A 13,668-nucleotide genomic window follows, 5' to 3' on the forward strand; every position below is an offset into this window, starting at 1 on the left:
CGCTTACCCGCGTTGCCAATTGAAGTAGCGCTCAACCCATTTGAGCATCCCTTCAGGCTTGTTCGCACGCTTCCAGTTCCCCGCCGCAAACTTGTTCGCCTCTGCCATGGTCGGATAGGAGTGGATGGTGCCAAGGATCTTGTTGAGGCCGATCTTGTGCTTCATCGCCAGCACATATTCCGCCAAAAGTTCGCCCGCGTTCGACGCAACAATGGTGGCTCCGAGAACCGTGTCCTTACCGGGAGGCGTAAGCACTTTCACAAAGCCGGTCGTCTCGCTTTCGGTGATCGCCCGGTCGAGCTCTTCCAACTCATAACGCGTGACTTCGTATTCGATGCCCTGCTCGCTGGCCTCCGCTTCGTTGAGGCCAACGCGTGCGACTTCCGGGTCAAGGAATGTCACCGCCGGTATCACGCGGTAATCCGCCTTGAAGCGCTTGAAGGCCCCGAACAGCGCGTTGACGCTGGCAAACCAGGCTTCGTGGCTGGCCGTGTGGGTAAACTGATAGGGTCCGATGACATCACCCGCAGCGTAGATGTTGGGAAACTTGGTCGCGAGGAATTCGTCGGTGACGACGGTCCGGTCCGTCTCGACGCCCAGTTCCTCCAGGCCAAAGCCCCTCAGCCGCGCCTTGCGCCCGACCGCGACGATCAGCGCATCGAACGCGATACGCTTTTCCTGGCCGCCGCTTTCGGCGACCAGAGCGCTGTCCTCGACCCGCACCGCGCGGTGGTTGGTCAAGACCGTGACACCCGCTCCCTCAAGGGCTGCTTTGGCAAGCTCCGAGACCTCGGCGTCCTCGCGGCCAAGGACGCTGTGGTGCATCTCCACCTGAGTCACCTTCGAACCCAGCCGCGCCAGCGCCTGGGAGAGCTCGCATCCGATCGGCCCGCCGCCCAGCACCGCAACCCGCGCGGGAGCCTGATCGAATTCGCCCAGCCCCTGCCACAGCGTCTCGCTGGTCAGATAACCGCTATCTTCGATCCCTTCGATCGGTGGCACCACCGGCTCGGCCCCGGTCGCGATGATGATGCTGCGTGCGGTCAAGCGCTGCGTCCCGCCTTCATTGAGCGCGATCTCGACTGTCCAGGGATCGATCAGCTTCGCGTAGCCCTTGATCACCTCGACGCCTAGCCCGGTGTAGCGCTCCACGCTGTCATGCGGCTCGATCGTCTTGATGACGTCCATGACGCGCGCGATGGTCTTCTTGAACGGGACTTCGGGTTCGTGCGGGATGATCCCGTACTTGTCGGCGTGACGCATTGTTGCCGCGACCTTGGCGCTCTTGATCAGCGCCTTGGAAGGCACGCATCCAGTATTCAGGCAATCCCCGCCCATCGCGCCCGCCTCGATCAGCGTCACCTTGGCTTTCACCTGCGCCGCGATATAGGCGGAGACCAAACCCGCCGAACCAGCGCCGATAACGATCAGGTTGCGGTCGAAGCTTTTTGGCTTGGAGTAGCCCGCGTAGACCTTGCGCCGCTTGATAACACCGATGATGCCTTTTGCGATCCAAGGCGCGATACCGAGCAGCACGAAAGAACCAAGAACCGCGGGAGAAGCGATCCCTGAAAGGCTCTCAATTTGCGCGAGTTGCGTGCCCGCATTCACATAAACGATCGTACCAAGAAACATTCCGATCTGGCTTACCCAGGCAAATGTCCTGGCCTTGATGCGGGTCAGTCCGAAGACGAGATTGATGACGAAGAACGGCACGGCGGGGATCATCCGCAACGTAAAGAGGTAGAAAGCGCCGTCGCGCTCCAGCCCTTCGTTGATGCCTTTAAGCCGGTCGCCAAAGCGGCTTTCCACTGTGTCGCGCAGCACGTAGCGCGACGCGAGGAAAGCGAGCGTGGCACCCAAAGTCGAGGCGAAGGAGACAAGGATAGTGCCCGTGACCAGACCAAACAGAGCGCCCGCGGCCAAGGTCATGATCGCCGCGCCCGGAAGCGAGGCGGCGGTGACCGCGACGTAGATCGCGAAGAATACGCTCAGCACCAAGGCCGGGTTCTCTTCGTAAAAACCGGACGTCTCGGCGGCGACCTGTTTGATGCCATCCAGGGTGAGGTAGCTGCCCAGGTCGAAGACGAAATAGGCCGCGATCAGGGCCGCGATGGCCGCGAGGATTACAATCTTCTTCATGACGCCCCTTGTTGCGTGTCCCTTCTCTGCCCTTTTCGGAGCTGGAACGCGAAGGGTTACGCGCGTTCGGTCATCGCCGCGTAGGTCGCAATCCACCGTTTGTCGATCCATGCCTTGAGGCGCGCAGCCCACCGGCTCTGCACGGCGAAGGGGCCGTAACTCAAAATGGCCTCTCCGGTGCCGGTCGAGAGCAGATAAAGGCTGGCGGGGCGCGGACGGTAAGATCGGCGCGGCGGCTTGCCTTTTGACGCGGCGCGCAGGTTGGCGGCTAGCACACGACCGGTGTGAACCGCGTGGACGCCGGAATGCGCTACCTTTGCGTCGATGCGCCGTGCGCAGTCACCGGCAGCGAAGATGTAAGGATGCGAGGTGGAACGTTGGTGGCGGTCCACGGCGATGAAACCCTCCTCATCCACCGCAAGCCCGCCTGCGCGCGGCCAATCGGGAGCGGCGGAGCCAATCGCGGCAACGACCAGATCCGCAGGCGTTTCGACTTCACCCGCCAGAAGAACGCCGCGCTCCATCCACGCATCGACCGCAAAAAAAGCGATACCCTGGCGCGCCAACTCCGCCACCACCTTGCGACGGACTTGGCTTGAGAAGTCGGGCAACAAGCCGCGCTCGCCGGCAATAAGGGTCACACTCACAGGTTTTGGCCCACCCGCGCGTTGGCGCAGCGCAAAGGCAATTTCGACCCCGCCCGCACCGCCGCCGATCACCGCTATGCTGCGCGCAAGCTGTTCCTTGCGCTCCAACTCGGCCACAAAACGGTCAATTGGGCGGATATCAAGCAAACGGGGATCATCGCCCAATACGCGCGCCGCATGCGGAACGCCTCCGACATCGATTGAAGCAAGATCGAACGGAACGACGCCGTTGCCGAGTGAGAGAATCGTCCGGCTCTCCGGGTCAATCGCAACGCAGCGATCGAGGACAAGATCGACCCCGGCGGCTCTGGCAAGACCGGCGAGGTCGACAAGGCCAGCGTCGCGCGTGTGCTCGCCCGCGAGCCAGCCGGGCACCATGCCCGAATAGCGCAAGGTTGGCTCGGGTGTCAGCAATGTCGCGCGTCGGGCGGGACACCCGCGACGCGCCCAGTCGGCCAGCACCCCAACGTGACTGTGTCCGCCGCCGATCAGAAGGATGTCGCTCTTTGAGGCCCCCACCCGTCAGCCGCTCGGTCGCGCGGTCGCCGCTATGGCAAGCGCCTCGCGCGCAAGGCCTTGGGTAACCTCTGGCTCGGCGCCCCTGGGGGTGAGCCAGCTGCCGCCGCATGCAAGCACGCTAGGCAAGGCGAGATAGTCAACCAGATTGCCCGCCGATATCCCGCCCGTCGGCATGAACCGCATGTCTCGGAAAACCGCGGCAAAGGCCTTGAGCATTGGCACGCCGCCGGCCAGGCTTGCGGGGAAGAACTTCACCGTGCGAAGCCCCATGGCGTAGGCGCGCTGCACCTCGCCCGCTGTCATAACACCTGGAAAGACTGGAATATTCTCCGCCAGACAAAGCTCGGCGATTGGGTCCAAGAGGCCGGGCGAGACTATGAACTGCGCGCCAGCGCTGCGCGCCGCCGCAAGCTGATCGAGCGTCAGGACTGTGCCCGCGCCCACGATCAGGTCGGCATCGGCGCAGCGAATGGCATCCAGTCCCGCCAGCGCGTTCTCGCTGCGCAGAACCACTTCGATGACAGACAGACCTCCCGCCTTGAGCGCGAGCGCGGTCTCGACGGCGCGCTCCGCATCGTTCTCAGCGATCAGCGGCACGATCGGCGCCGTCGCAAGCCGCGTGTCTAGCTGTTCTAGGCATGTACCGCTCATAAGCTTGCGCTTCCCAGTTTCAGACCCAAAGCGGTCCGTGCGCTCTCTGTCGTTCAAGTGCAAGTCAGGTTTGCGCCGCTAACGCACTCGCGCAGCGGTTGTCCTAGGGGTCGGAGAACTCTTTCCAGATACCATTTGCACCCTTTTGGCTCTTGCGCGGATTGCACGAAACGCTGGAACTTTGCATAAATGTTCGCGTTGGATTTACAGTATAGTAGCGCCGCGTCGGCAAGGGATCAGCGGACGCCCCCAAACACATGCGCCTCGCGTCAAGCGCGCCGCGTCACGCTGATTGGATCGTAACTGGCCATGGCCGTCAAGAAGACGACTTACGGAGATCGAATCTCGCTCCCGGACTTTTTCCGGACGTTTTTCAATATCCTGCGCCCCGAGGGCAATTTCTACTGGCTGGCGCTGGTTTACGGCGTTGGCATCAGTCTCCTGAGCCTTGCGACCCCGATTTCGGTGCAGATGCTCATCAACACGGTGGCCAACACCGCGATGGCGACGCCGCTGGTTGTGCTCACGGTCACCCTGTTCGGCCTGCTGATGATGTTTGCGCTGCTCTACGCCTTGCGAATTCATCTTATGGAACTGTTTTCGCGGCGTTTTTACGCGCGCATGGTGGCAGAAATCTCGCTGCTGGCGGTCTACGCCAAGAACCCGTTTTTTGGTGACGCGCGCAAGAGTTCGCTGTTCAACCGTTATTTCGATGTAATCAACGTCGAAAAGGCGATCCCGATCCTCTTCGTAGGCGGCTTTACGGTTGTCTTGCAGGTCTTCACCGGGTTCATTCTCGTCTCGCTCTACCACCCTTACTTCCTGCTGTTCACGCTGATCATGACGGCGACGATCTGGCTCATCTGGCTGGTCTGGGGCGCCCGCGCCGTTCGAACGGGCATCGATCTGAGCCACGCAAAGCATGGAACGGCGGCCTGGCTTGAGACAGTTGGGGAATCCAACGGCTTCTTCAAATCCCAGCGGCGCATCGATTACGCTTTTCAGCAGAGCAACGCTCACACCGAAAGCTATATCAAGGAACGAAAGCGCCATTTCCGCAATCACTTTGGCCAGTCGATCGCCTTCCTCACACTCTACGCGGCGGCAAGCGCAGCCCTGCTGGGCCTTGGCGGATGGCTGGTCATCACCAATCAGCTGACACTTGGCCAGCTCGTCGCAGCCGAGCTCGTGCTGTCGACCGCGTTCTTCGGGGTGGCGCAACTGGGCACCTATCTCACCTATTTCTATGATCTGTGCGCGGCGATTGAAGAGCTCTCGCTGTTCTACGATGTCGAGCAGGAAGAGCCAGGGGGCGATGACCCGATCAACGTGACCGAACACACTCTGGTTCTAAGCGGAGTGCGTGGCCGCGCGCGGCACGAGGACGCCGAGTTCAATCTTGAAATTCCAAGTGGCGCCATCGTCATGGCCAGCGCCAGCCATCATGGTGTCCAACGGCTGTTCACCAACATACTCAAGATGCACCAGCTGCCTGAAGGCGGTTTTGCGACGCTGGGCGGGGTCGATTTCAATCACATCGAAGCGCACAACCTGCGTAAAGACGTCCATGTTCTCGACCGGGCGAGTTTTGTGGGAATGACGGTGCGCGAGTATCTCGGCCTGTCATGCAAACAGACCGCCCCTCAACGCATGGTCGGTGCGCTCGAAACCGTGGGCCTGATCGAGACCATTTCGACCTTCGAGCACGGTCTCGACACTCCGATTGCCGCGACGGGCTGGCCGCTGTCATCGGTCGAATTGCAGCAGCTCAAACTCGCGAACGCGCTCCTCGAACAGCCGCGCATTCTGGTGCTTTCCAAGCTGTTTGATTTGCTTGACGAGGACAATCTTGCGGCGGCGGTCAACGAATTGCGCGAACAAGCGTATTCGACCGTGATCTATTTTTCCAACCGGCGGATAGACCTGGGCTTCGATCGGTTCTTGCACATGGAAGCCAAGCGCCAGGGCTATTACGACAATTTCGATGACTTTTGTCTTGCGGTGAACAGCAAACCGCGGCGAATGCCTGGCGGGCCACGCCCCCTCTCGAGCAGTCTTTTGGGGGCAGCGGAATAACCATGGCGACAATCGAACAGGATATGGTGCACTTCACCGCGCTGCGCGACATCAAATTGCCGCGTATCTTTCGGACCACGTTTTTCCTGCTGCTAATCACCTTCATCGCAACAGTGGCGTTCCTCATCTATGTCCCGTGGGTGCAGAATGTGGCCGGGCGCGGTGTGATCACGACGCTCAACCCGAATGAGCGGCAACAGGATATCAACGCGCTCGTCTCGGGCCGGATCGAGGAATGGTATGTGCGAGACGGAAGCGCGGTGACAATGGGCGATCCGATCGCGCGCATCGCCGATATCGACCCACAACTGATCCAGCGACTGGAAGCTGAGCGGGCGCAGGTCGAGGTTCAGTTGCAGGCGGCCAAAAGCGCGCAGGCCACCGCCGAGATCGACCTAAGGCGTATGCAAGAGCTGTATGAAGGCGGCCTCGCGGCGCGACGCGACTACGAACAGGCGCAGATCCGGGTGGACCAGATGCGCGGCAGTGTGGCCGAAGCGGAGGCAAACCTTGCGCGCACCAATGTAAGCCTTTCGCGCCAGTCGAACCAGTTGGTCACCGCGCCGCGAAACGGCTTTATCCAGTCGATCACTGGCGGTGATGCCGCGACCTTCATCAACGCAGGTGACGTGCTGGCGACCTTTGTCCCGGAAAACTCCGAGCGCGTAATCGAAGTCTTCCTCGATGGCCGCGATGTTGGCCTGGTTTATGTTGGCGCCCCCGCTAGGGTCCAGTTCGAGGGCTGGCCAGCGGTTCAATTCAGCGGTTGGCCATCGGTAGCGGTGGGTACCTTTGCAGGCGAGGTTATCGCAGTCGACCAGTCGGCGCAGGTCGATGGCCGCTTCCGAGTGCTCATAAAGGAACGCATCGTGGAGGGCGAAGAGCCCTGGCCCGATGAGCGCTTCGTTCGCTTTGGCGCCGCTGGTCAGGCGTTTGTGCTGCTCGAAACGGTTCCGGTCGGATACGAGATCTGGCGTCAGCTCAACAACTTCCCGCCTGAGCTTCCCGCTGCGGCGACCGCGGCGAACGCGTCGACAACGAGCGTATCAAGCCAGCAGAGCGGCTGACCGATGTTCCTTCCCGCCATCAGAGGCGTCTTGCCCGGCGTTCTGGGCGTCATCGCTCTCGTCCTTGCGGGCTTGGCGACCGCTCCGGCGCGGGCGCAGAATATTGAGCCTAATCAGGAATCACTGGGTCAGGCTCTGCGCGACGGGCCGCTCTTGCCAGAAGAGGTTCTGCGTTCTTCCGCCCTGACATTCCCGCGCATTCTAGAAGCGTTTGAGCGCGAGGCTGCCGCGCGTTCGGATCAGCTTGCTGCGGATGGCGCCTTCGATCTCATGCTCAATGCCGAATATTACGACCGCTATACCGGCACCTTTTCGGGCGGCTTTGGCGAAAGCAAGGCAACCCAGCCGATAGCGCCTTTCGGCGGCGAAGTATTCGCCAGTTACCGCCTGTCGGACGGACGCTTTCCGACCTACGAGAACATCTACAACACCAACGAGTTGGGCGAGTTCAAAGTCGGGGCTCTGTTTTCGCTGTTGCGCAACCGCCGGATCGACCAGCGCCGTTTCAATGTGGAAGACACACGCCTCGCTGCCAGCCAAGCGCGCCTTGATGTGCTGCTTGTTCAGCTCAACGTCCAGTTCGAAGCTCTGCGAGCGTATTGGACATGGGTAGCCGCTGGTAACGAGATCCGCGTCTACGAGGGTTTGCTTGAAATCGCCGAAGCGCGCGCTGTTGGTCTTTCCAGGCAGGTCCAAGCGGGGGCTTTGCCCAGCATTGCGCTCAACGAAAACGAACAAAACGTCATTCGTCGCAAGAGCTTGCTTGAAGAAGCGAAGCGCGGCTTCATCACCGCATCAAACTTGCTTTCCTTTTACCTTAGAGATGAGAACGGCATATTGATCGTCCCTTCGCGCGAGCAATTGCCCGATATCAATAAGCTCGCCGATTTGCCCGATGTGCAGACACTGATGGCGATGGCGCGGAGTGATGTTCTCGACCAGCGCCCGGAACTGCGCAATTTCCGAATTCAACTGGAACGCGCGCGCAATCGTGTTGAATTGCGCCGAAACGATCTCAAGCCCAACCTCGATCTTTCGGTCGAGTTGAGCCGAGACTTTGGGCCGATTGGCGATGGCGGACCCACGTTCGACTCAACCGATACGGTCGTTGGACTAACCCTATCAGTGCCGCTCCAGCGTCGAACGGCACGCGGCGCGGTACAGCGCGCCGAGGCCGAGCTTCGCGAGATCGAATTGCGCGAACAGCGCACGGCGGACCAGATCAGGGTTGAACTCGACAACATTCTTGCCAATCTCAACACCGCTTTGCGTCAGGCCGGCCTTGCCAATGACGAGGTCGAGCAAGCCACCATCGTCGTTGCAGGCGAACGCACGCGCTTTCGTCTTGGAGCAGGCGATTTCTTGAGCGTGAACCTGCAGGAAGAACGCGCGGCTGACGCACAGGTTCGCGCGATCCGAGCAGAGCTTAACGGGCGCTTGGCAGCCGCCAGTTTTTCGGCAGCGACGATGAACCTGGAGGAACTCGGTCTCGAATAGGCTTTAGCCTAAAGTCGCACACCCGTTTACCGCGCTGGAGCGCTATACTGCTTTTCATGGCCAGCGAGATCAGCGAGATTGCCCGCTTTCTAAGAGCAACCGCGCCGTTCGACGAGCTCGATGACAGAACGCTCGCCCCGCTCAGCCGAGCGGTTGAGGTGAGCTACCGCAAAGCGGGCGAAGTCATCATCGAGGCGGGTGAGCGGAACGATCACCTTTACATAGTGCGCTCGGGCGCTGTCGAACTGATGCTGGCGGGCGATGAGCTAAGCGCGCGGCTCGAAGCTGGTTCCTGCTTTGCCTACCCCTCGCTCTTGCGCGGCGGCGAAGTGCGCAACACGACAAGCGCGATCGAGGACACGCTTCTTTACTCCCTGCCCGCCGAGCGCTTTCACGCTTTGCGCGAGCGGCATTCTGACTTCGCCGCCTTTTTTGCCCGTGACGAGGCCGCGCGCCTTTCCCATGCCCTGAAACAGCGCCGGGATGGGAACGCGTTCTCGCTCGACGATCGTCCCATCGCGGGTTTGATCGCGCGCGCGGCGCCCGTCACCTGCGCCGGCGAAACAACCATCGCGGAAGCGGTTGCCCTGATGGCGCAGCGCGATGTCTCGACATTGGCGATTTGCGACGACGGCGCGCTTGTGGGAATCTTCACCGATAAGGATTTGCGCAAGCGTGTCGTCGCCAAAGCCGTTGCGCTTGATACGCCGATAAGCGCGGTCATGACACGCGGCCCGCGCACGCTGGGAGCCCACGCGCCCGTGGCCGAGGCGATGGCGCTTATGGCGAGCGGCGGGTTTCGTCACCTGCCCGTCCTTGACGAGCGCGAGACCCTGCTCGGCGTTCTCTCAGCGACCGATATCCTCTCGGCCATTGGAAGCAACGCGATCGACACCGGCATGATGATCGCGAAGGCAAAGAACGAGGAGGAGCTGATCGCAGCGGCTCGCCGCGTTCCCGAAAGCTTTGCCGCCATGGTCTCAAGCGGCGTGCATGCAGGGCATGCGATGCGCTTTGCCTCGGCGCTGGGCGAGGCGTGTCATCGCCGGGCAGCGAGCCTTGCCGAAGAGGAGCTGGGGCCTCCGCCTCGGCCCTATGCGCTCGTCGTGTTCGGATCGCTCGCGCGCGAAGAACAGTTGATCGGATCCGATCAGGACAACGGGCTGATCATTGCCGACGCAAAGGGGGAAGAGCCCGTTTCCGAGCCGATGGACCACTATTTCGCGGCTCTCGGCACGCGCATTTCCGACCTCCTTAACGCATGCGGCTACATCTATTGCAGCGGCGGTATCATGGCCAAGAACGCCGAGCAGCGCCTGACGCTGAACGCCTGGTGCAAACGCTATGAAAGCTGGATCACAAGGCCCGACGAAGACCGGGTGATGCGCGCGACGATCTTCTTTGACATGCGCACCGTGCATGGCGATCGCAGCCTGACCCAGGCCCTGCGGCATCGGACCCTGAAACTCGTGGCGGACAATTCGCTCTTTATCAGCTTCCTTGCGCGCGACGCGATGCGCAGCAAAGTGCCACTTGGGATCTTTCGTAACCTTGTGCTGGACAGGGGTGAGGATGGACAGAAGATCTTCGACGCAAAATCGCAGACCATTATGCCGATCATCGACATTGCCCGCACCCAGGCGCTTGCCGCAGGGCTGGAAGAGGTTGGAACAGTGCCGCGCCTGCGGGCGCTGGCTCAGGCCGGAAGAATGAACGCTGACGACGCGCGCAGCCTCGAAGACGCCCTGCTGTTTGTCAACGAACTGCGCATCGCCCACCAGGCGCGGCAAGTCGAACGCGGCGACGCGCCGGACAATGCGATCGCTCCCTATGACCTTTCTCCCCTTGAACGCGACTATCTCAAGGACGCGTTTGCGGTTGTTCGGGACGGGCTCGACGCGCTCCGCCGCAATTACGCGGGCGGCATCGCCTAGTATGCGGATGAACCGAAAGTGAGGCTGTTCGATCGCTGGCGCTTTGACCGCGCGCTGGCCGTGCTGGAGAGCGCAAGCGATCCCGCGCTCGTGGCCTACGCCAACGCCCCATGGCCGACCAAGGACACTCTCGCGCGTGAAGCCGCCTATCTCGCGCTCGACTTCGAGCTCGATGGGCTCAGGAAAGGCGCGCATCTCTTGCAAGCAGGCTGGACTCCATTCGAGGGCACGAAGCTGCGCCTTGATGAATCCCGGTCGCTTGACATCCGCAGCGATGCGACGCTCGACCGGTTGGCAGTAACCGTCCACGGAATTGGCGAGCAGCGCGCCGCCCGGGGGACGCCGGTTGGCGAAGTGATGCGGCATCTGGTTCACGCGCTTGCCGGACGGATCCTTGTCGCTCACGCCGCCGCAATCGAGCGCACCGCGCTTTCACAAGCGGTGCGAGCTCTGTTCGGAGTGAAACTGCCGATCCGCTGCGTTTGCACGCTCGCGCTTGAGCGCACGCTTCATCCCAATCTCACGGGGGGCGAGGCCTATCGTCTGGGTCCCACACGTGCGCGCTACGGCCTTCCCGAATACGAGCCCCACGACGCGCTGACCGACGCGATCGCCGCGGCTGAGCTGCTGGCCGCGCAGCTGTCGCGAATGCCCGAACACACGACTTTAGAACACCTTGAGAGCGCCTGAAGGCGCCCGTCCTGACACCGACGGGAGCCATTGTGCCCGTAAGACTAAAGTCGCTCTCGAAACAAAACGCTCTCGCACATAGCCTTCGGCCTGAAGATCCGGAGTCTTTGGTATTCGTCCCGAATACGCTCGCGGATCGATGCACCTTCAAGGGAGAGGGACATGAGCGAACCCATTTCAACAGCCGATCCGGGCGATTTTGACGCTGGCGGCGGTTCAAGCACCGATGGGGACCGGCACAGCACGGCGCCCTCGGCCAGCACGAACGCGACCGAGGCAAGCGAGGAAACCTCCCAGGCCGAAGGAGCCTATTGGCGCGAAAACATCCGCCTTCTGGTCAGCCTGATGACGGTGTGGTTTGTCGTCTCCTTTGGCTGCGGCATCCTGTTCCGCGATTTTCTCGACCAGTTCAGCCTTGGCGGTTACCCGCTCGGGTTCTGGTTCGCGCAGCAGGGTTCGATCTACGTCTTCATCGCTCTCATCGTCTTCTACGTCGTTCGTATGAAGCAGATCGAGCGCAAATACGATCTCGACGACTAGGGGGCTGGAACGATGGACACGCAAACCCTTATCTACCTCTTCGTCGGCGCAACCTTCGCCCTCTACATCGGCATTGCCATCTGGAGCCGCGCGGGTTCGACGAAAGAGTTTTACGTCGCCGGCGGCGGGGTCAATCCTGTCATGAACGGCATGGCAACGGCTGCGGATTGGATGAGCGCGGCCAGCTTCATCTCGATGGCCGGTCTCATCGCCTTCATGGGGTATGACGCAAGCGTCTATCTGATGGGCTGGACAGGAGGGTACGTCCTGCTCGCGCTGCTGCTGGCTCCTTACCTTCGCAAGTTCGGCCAGTTCACGGTCCCCGATTTCATCGGCACGCGTTACTATTCCAAGGTTGCGCGCGTCGTGGCGGTAATCTGTCTGATCTTCATCAGCTTCACCTATATCGCAGGCCAGATGCGCGGCGTCGGGATCGTGTTCTCACGCTTCCTGGATGTTTCGATCTTCTGGGGCGTGATTATCGGTATGGGCATCGTCTTCATCTACGCCGTTCTGGGCGGGATGAAAGGCATCACCTACACGCAGGTCGCGCAATATTGCGTGCTGATCTTTGCCTATATGGTTCCGGCCTTCTTCCTCAGCTTCCTGATCACGGGAACACCGATCCCGCAGATCGGTCTCGGCTCGGAGGTGGCCGATGGCTCGGGCATGAGCGTCCTGCAAAAGCTCGACGCCGTCCTGGTCGATTTGGGCTTCAGCGCCTATACGGCGGCCAAGAAGAGCACGATCGACATCTTCTGCATCACCATGGCGCTGATGGTCGGGACAGCGGGTTTGCCCCACGTCATCGTACGCTTCTTCACCGTTCCCAAGGCGTCGGATGCGCGCAAATCGGCAGGCTGGGCGCTGGTCTTCATCGCTCTGCTCTATACCACCGCTCCAGCTGTGGGCGCCTTCGGGATGCTCAACTTCATCGATAAGGTTGATGAGACCGAGTATTCTCAAGTCGACAGCTTCTTCCCGCTTTACGAGGACAACGGGCTGCTCGCGTTCCAGGACAAGAACGGCGACGGTGTGATGCAATATCGCCCCGGCGATGCGTTCGCTGGCAAGCCGGAATACACCGGTGAGCGTGGGCCCAACGGTGAGCGGATGCTGGCCAACGCGCCCAACACGCAGAACACGAACGAAGTGTATGTCGACAAAGACATCATGGTGTTGGCCAATCCGGAAATTGCGAATCTGCCAGGCTGGGTGGTTGCCTTGATGGCGGCTGGTGGTCTTGCAGCGGCGCTTTCCACCGCCGCCGGGCTGCTGCTGGTGATCTCAAGCTCGGTCAGCCATGACCTGCTTAAGAGCACTTTTGCGCCAAACATCTCGGCCAAGGCCGAACTCTTGGCGGCACGGCTGGCGGCAACGGCGGCGATCTGTGTCGCAGGCTATCTCGGCATCTATCCGCCCGGATGGGTGGCGCAGGTTGTGGCCTTTGCGTTCGGCCTGGCTGCGGCCAGCCTGTTCCCGGCGATCTTCATGGGTATCTTCTTCAAGGGGATGAACAAGGAAGGCGCGATTGCAGGTATGGTCTCCGGTCTGGTCTTCACCTTCGGGTACATCCTGTACTTCAAGCTGATCGCACCCGAGACCAACGTTGCCGCCAACTGGCTGTTCGGTATCTCGCCGGAAGGCATCGGCGTGATCGGCATGCTGATCAACTTCGGCGTCGCGATGGCGGTTGCGAGCGTCACCGCTCGCACCCCGGCGGAGATCCGCAAGCTAGTCGACTCGATCCGCGTTCCGCGCGGCGCGGGTGACGCGCACGTGCACTAAGCGCGAGCATCAACGCTCTCTTCCACCGAGGGGGACAATTGGTGGACGGAGAAGACCCTCTCGCAGAGGCGGGTCAAAATCGAAGGGCGGCGCTCTCGGGATCGTGAGCGTCGCCCT

General features: G+C 61.3%; 10 protein-coding genes. 7 read left to right on the plus strand and 3 right to left on the minus strand.

The features are described from left to right. Positions 1 to 3: 3 nt before the first annotated feature. From QNI87_RS13985 to eda, 3 genes are read right to left on the minus strand one after another with little or no spacing between them, the layout of a single operon-like run. Positions 4 to 2,142 (minus strand): bifunctional TVP38/TMEM64 family protein/FAD-dependent oxidoreductase, encoded by a 2,139-nt coding sequence (locus QNI87_RS13985; protein WP_300597613.1) that lies wholly within the window; start codon positions 2,140 to 2,142, stop codon positions 4 to 6. A gap of 56 nt (positions 2,143 to 2,198) precedes the next feature. Beyond that, the gene (locus QNI87_RS13990; RefSeq protein WP_300597615.1) at positions 2,199 to 3,308 is read right to left on the minus strand and encodes an FAD-dependent oxidoreductase; all 1,110 of its coding nucleotides are present in this window, start codon (positions 3,306 to 3,308) and stop codon (positions 2,199 to 2,201) included. A 3-nt stretch (positions 3,309 to 3,311) separates the two neighbouring features. Further along, positions 3,312 to 3,959 (minus strand): bifunctional 4-hydroxy-2-oxoglutarate aldolase/2-dehydro-3-deoxy-phosphogluconate aldolase, encoded by a 648-nt coding sequence (gene eda / locus QNI87_RS13995; protein WP_300597617.1) that lies wholly within the window; start codon positions 3,957 to 3,959, stop codon positions 3,312 to 3,314. 309 nt (positions 3,960 to 4,268) lie between these two features. Here eda and QNI87_RS14000 point away from each other — a divergent pair, with 309 nt between their 5' ends. From QNI87_RS14000 to QNI87_RS14030, 7 genes are all read left to right on the plus strand, one after another. Beyond that, positions 4,269 to 6,035 carry an ABC transporter transmembrane domain-containing protein gene (locus tag QNI87_RS14000; RefSeq protein WP_300597619.1) on the plus strand — a complete coding sequence of 589 codons (1,767 nt, stop codon included), beginning with the start codon at positions 4,269 to 4,271 and terminating at the stop codon, positions 6,033 to 6,035. 2 nt (positions 6,036 to 6,037) lie between these two features. Next, positions 6,038 to 7,102: an HlyD family efflux transporter periplasmic adaptor subunit gene (locus QNI87_RS14005; RefSeq protein WP_300597621.1), complete on the plus strand. Its 1,065-nt coding sequence runs from the start codon at positions 6,038 to 6,040 to the stop codon at positions 7,100 to 7,102. Positions 7,103 to 7,105: 3 nt separating this feature from the next. Further along, positions 7,106 to 8,599 carry a TolC family protein gene (locus tag QNI87_RS14010; protein ID WP_300597623.1) on the plus strand — a complete coding sequence of 498 codons (1,494 nt, stop codon included), beginning with the start codon at positions 7,106 to 7,108 and terminating at the stop codon, positions 8,597 to 8,599. Positions 8,600 to 8,655: 56 nt separating this feature from the next. Beyond that, entirely contained in the window at positions 8,656 to 10,533 is a 1,878-nt protein-coding gene (locus tag QNI87_RS14015; protein ID WP_300597625.1) for a putative nucleotidyltransferase substrate binding domain-containing protein, read from the plus strand. Positions 10,534 to 10,551: 18 nt separating this feature from the next. Further along, positions 10,552 to 11,223, plus strand: coding sequence for an exonuclease domain-containing protein (locus QNI87_RS14020; RefSeq protein ID WP_300597627.1), 672 nt, complete (start codon positions 10,552 to 10,554; stop codon positions 11,221 to 11,223). 162 nt (positions 11,224 to 11,385) lie between these two features. Further along, the gene (locus QNI87_RS14025) at positions 11,386 to 11,763 is read left to right on the plus strand and encodes a DUF4212 domain-containing protein (RefSeq protein ID WP_300597629.1); all 378 of its coding nucleotides are present in this window, start codon (positions 11,386 to 11,388) and stop codon (positions 11,761 to 11,763) included. Between the two features lie 12 nt (positions 11,764 to 11,775). Next, positions 11,776 to 13,551, plus strand: a complete 1,776-nt coding sequence (locus QNI87_RS14030; protein WP_300597631.1) for a sodium:solute symporter family protein — start codon at positions 11,776 to 11,778, stop codon at positions 13,549 to 13,551. The last annotated feature ends 117 nt before the right edge of the window (positions 13,552 to 13,668 follow it).

The sequence above is a fragment of the Erythrobacter sp. genome (assembly GCF_030066995.1).
Classification (GTDB): domain Bacteria; phylum Pseudomonadota; class Alphaproteobacteria; order Sphingomonadales; family Sphingomonadaceae; genus Erythrobacter.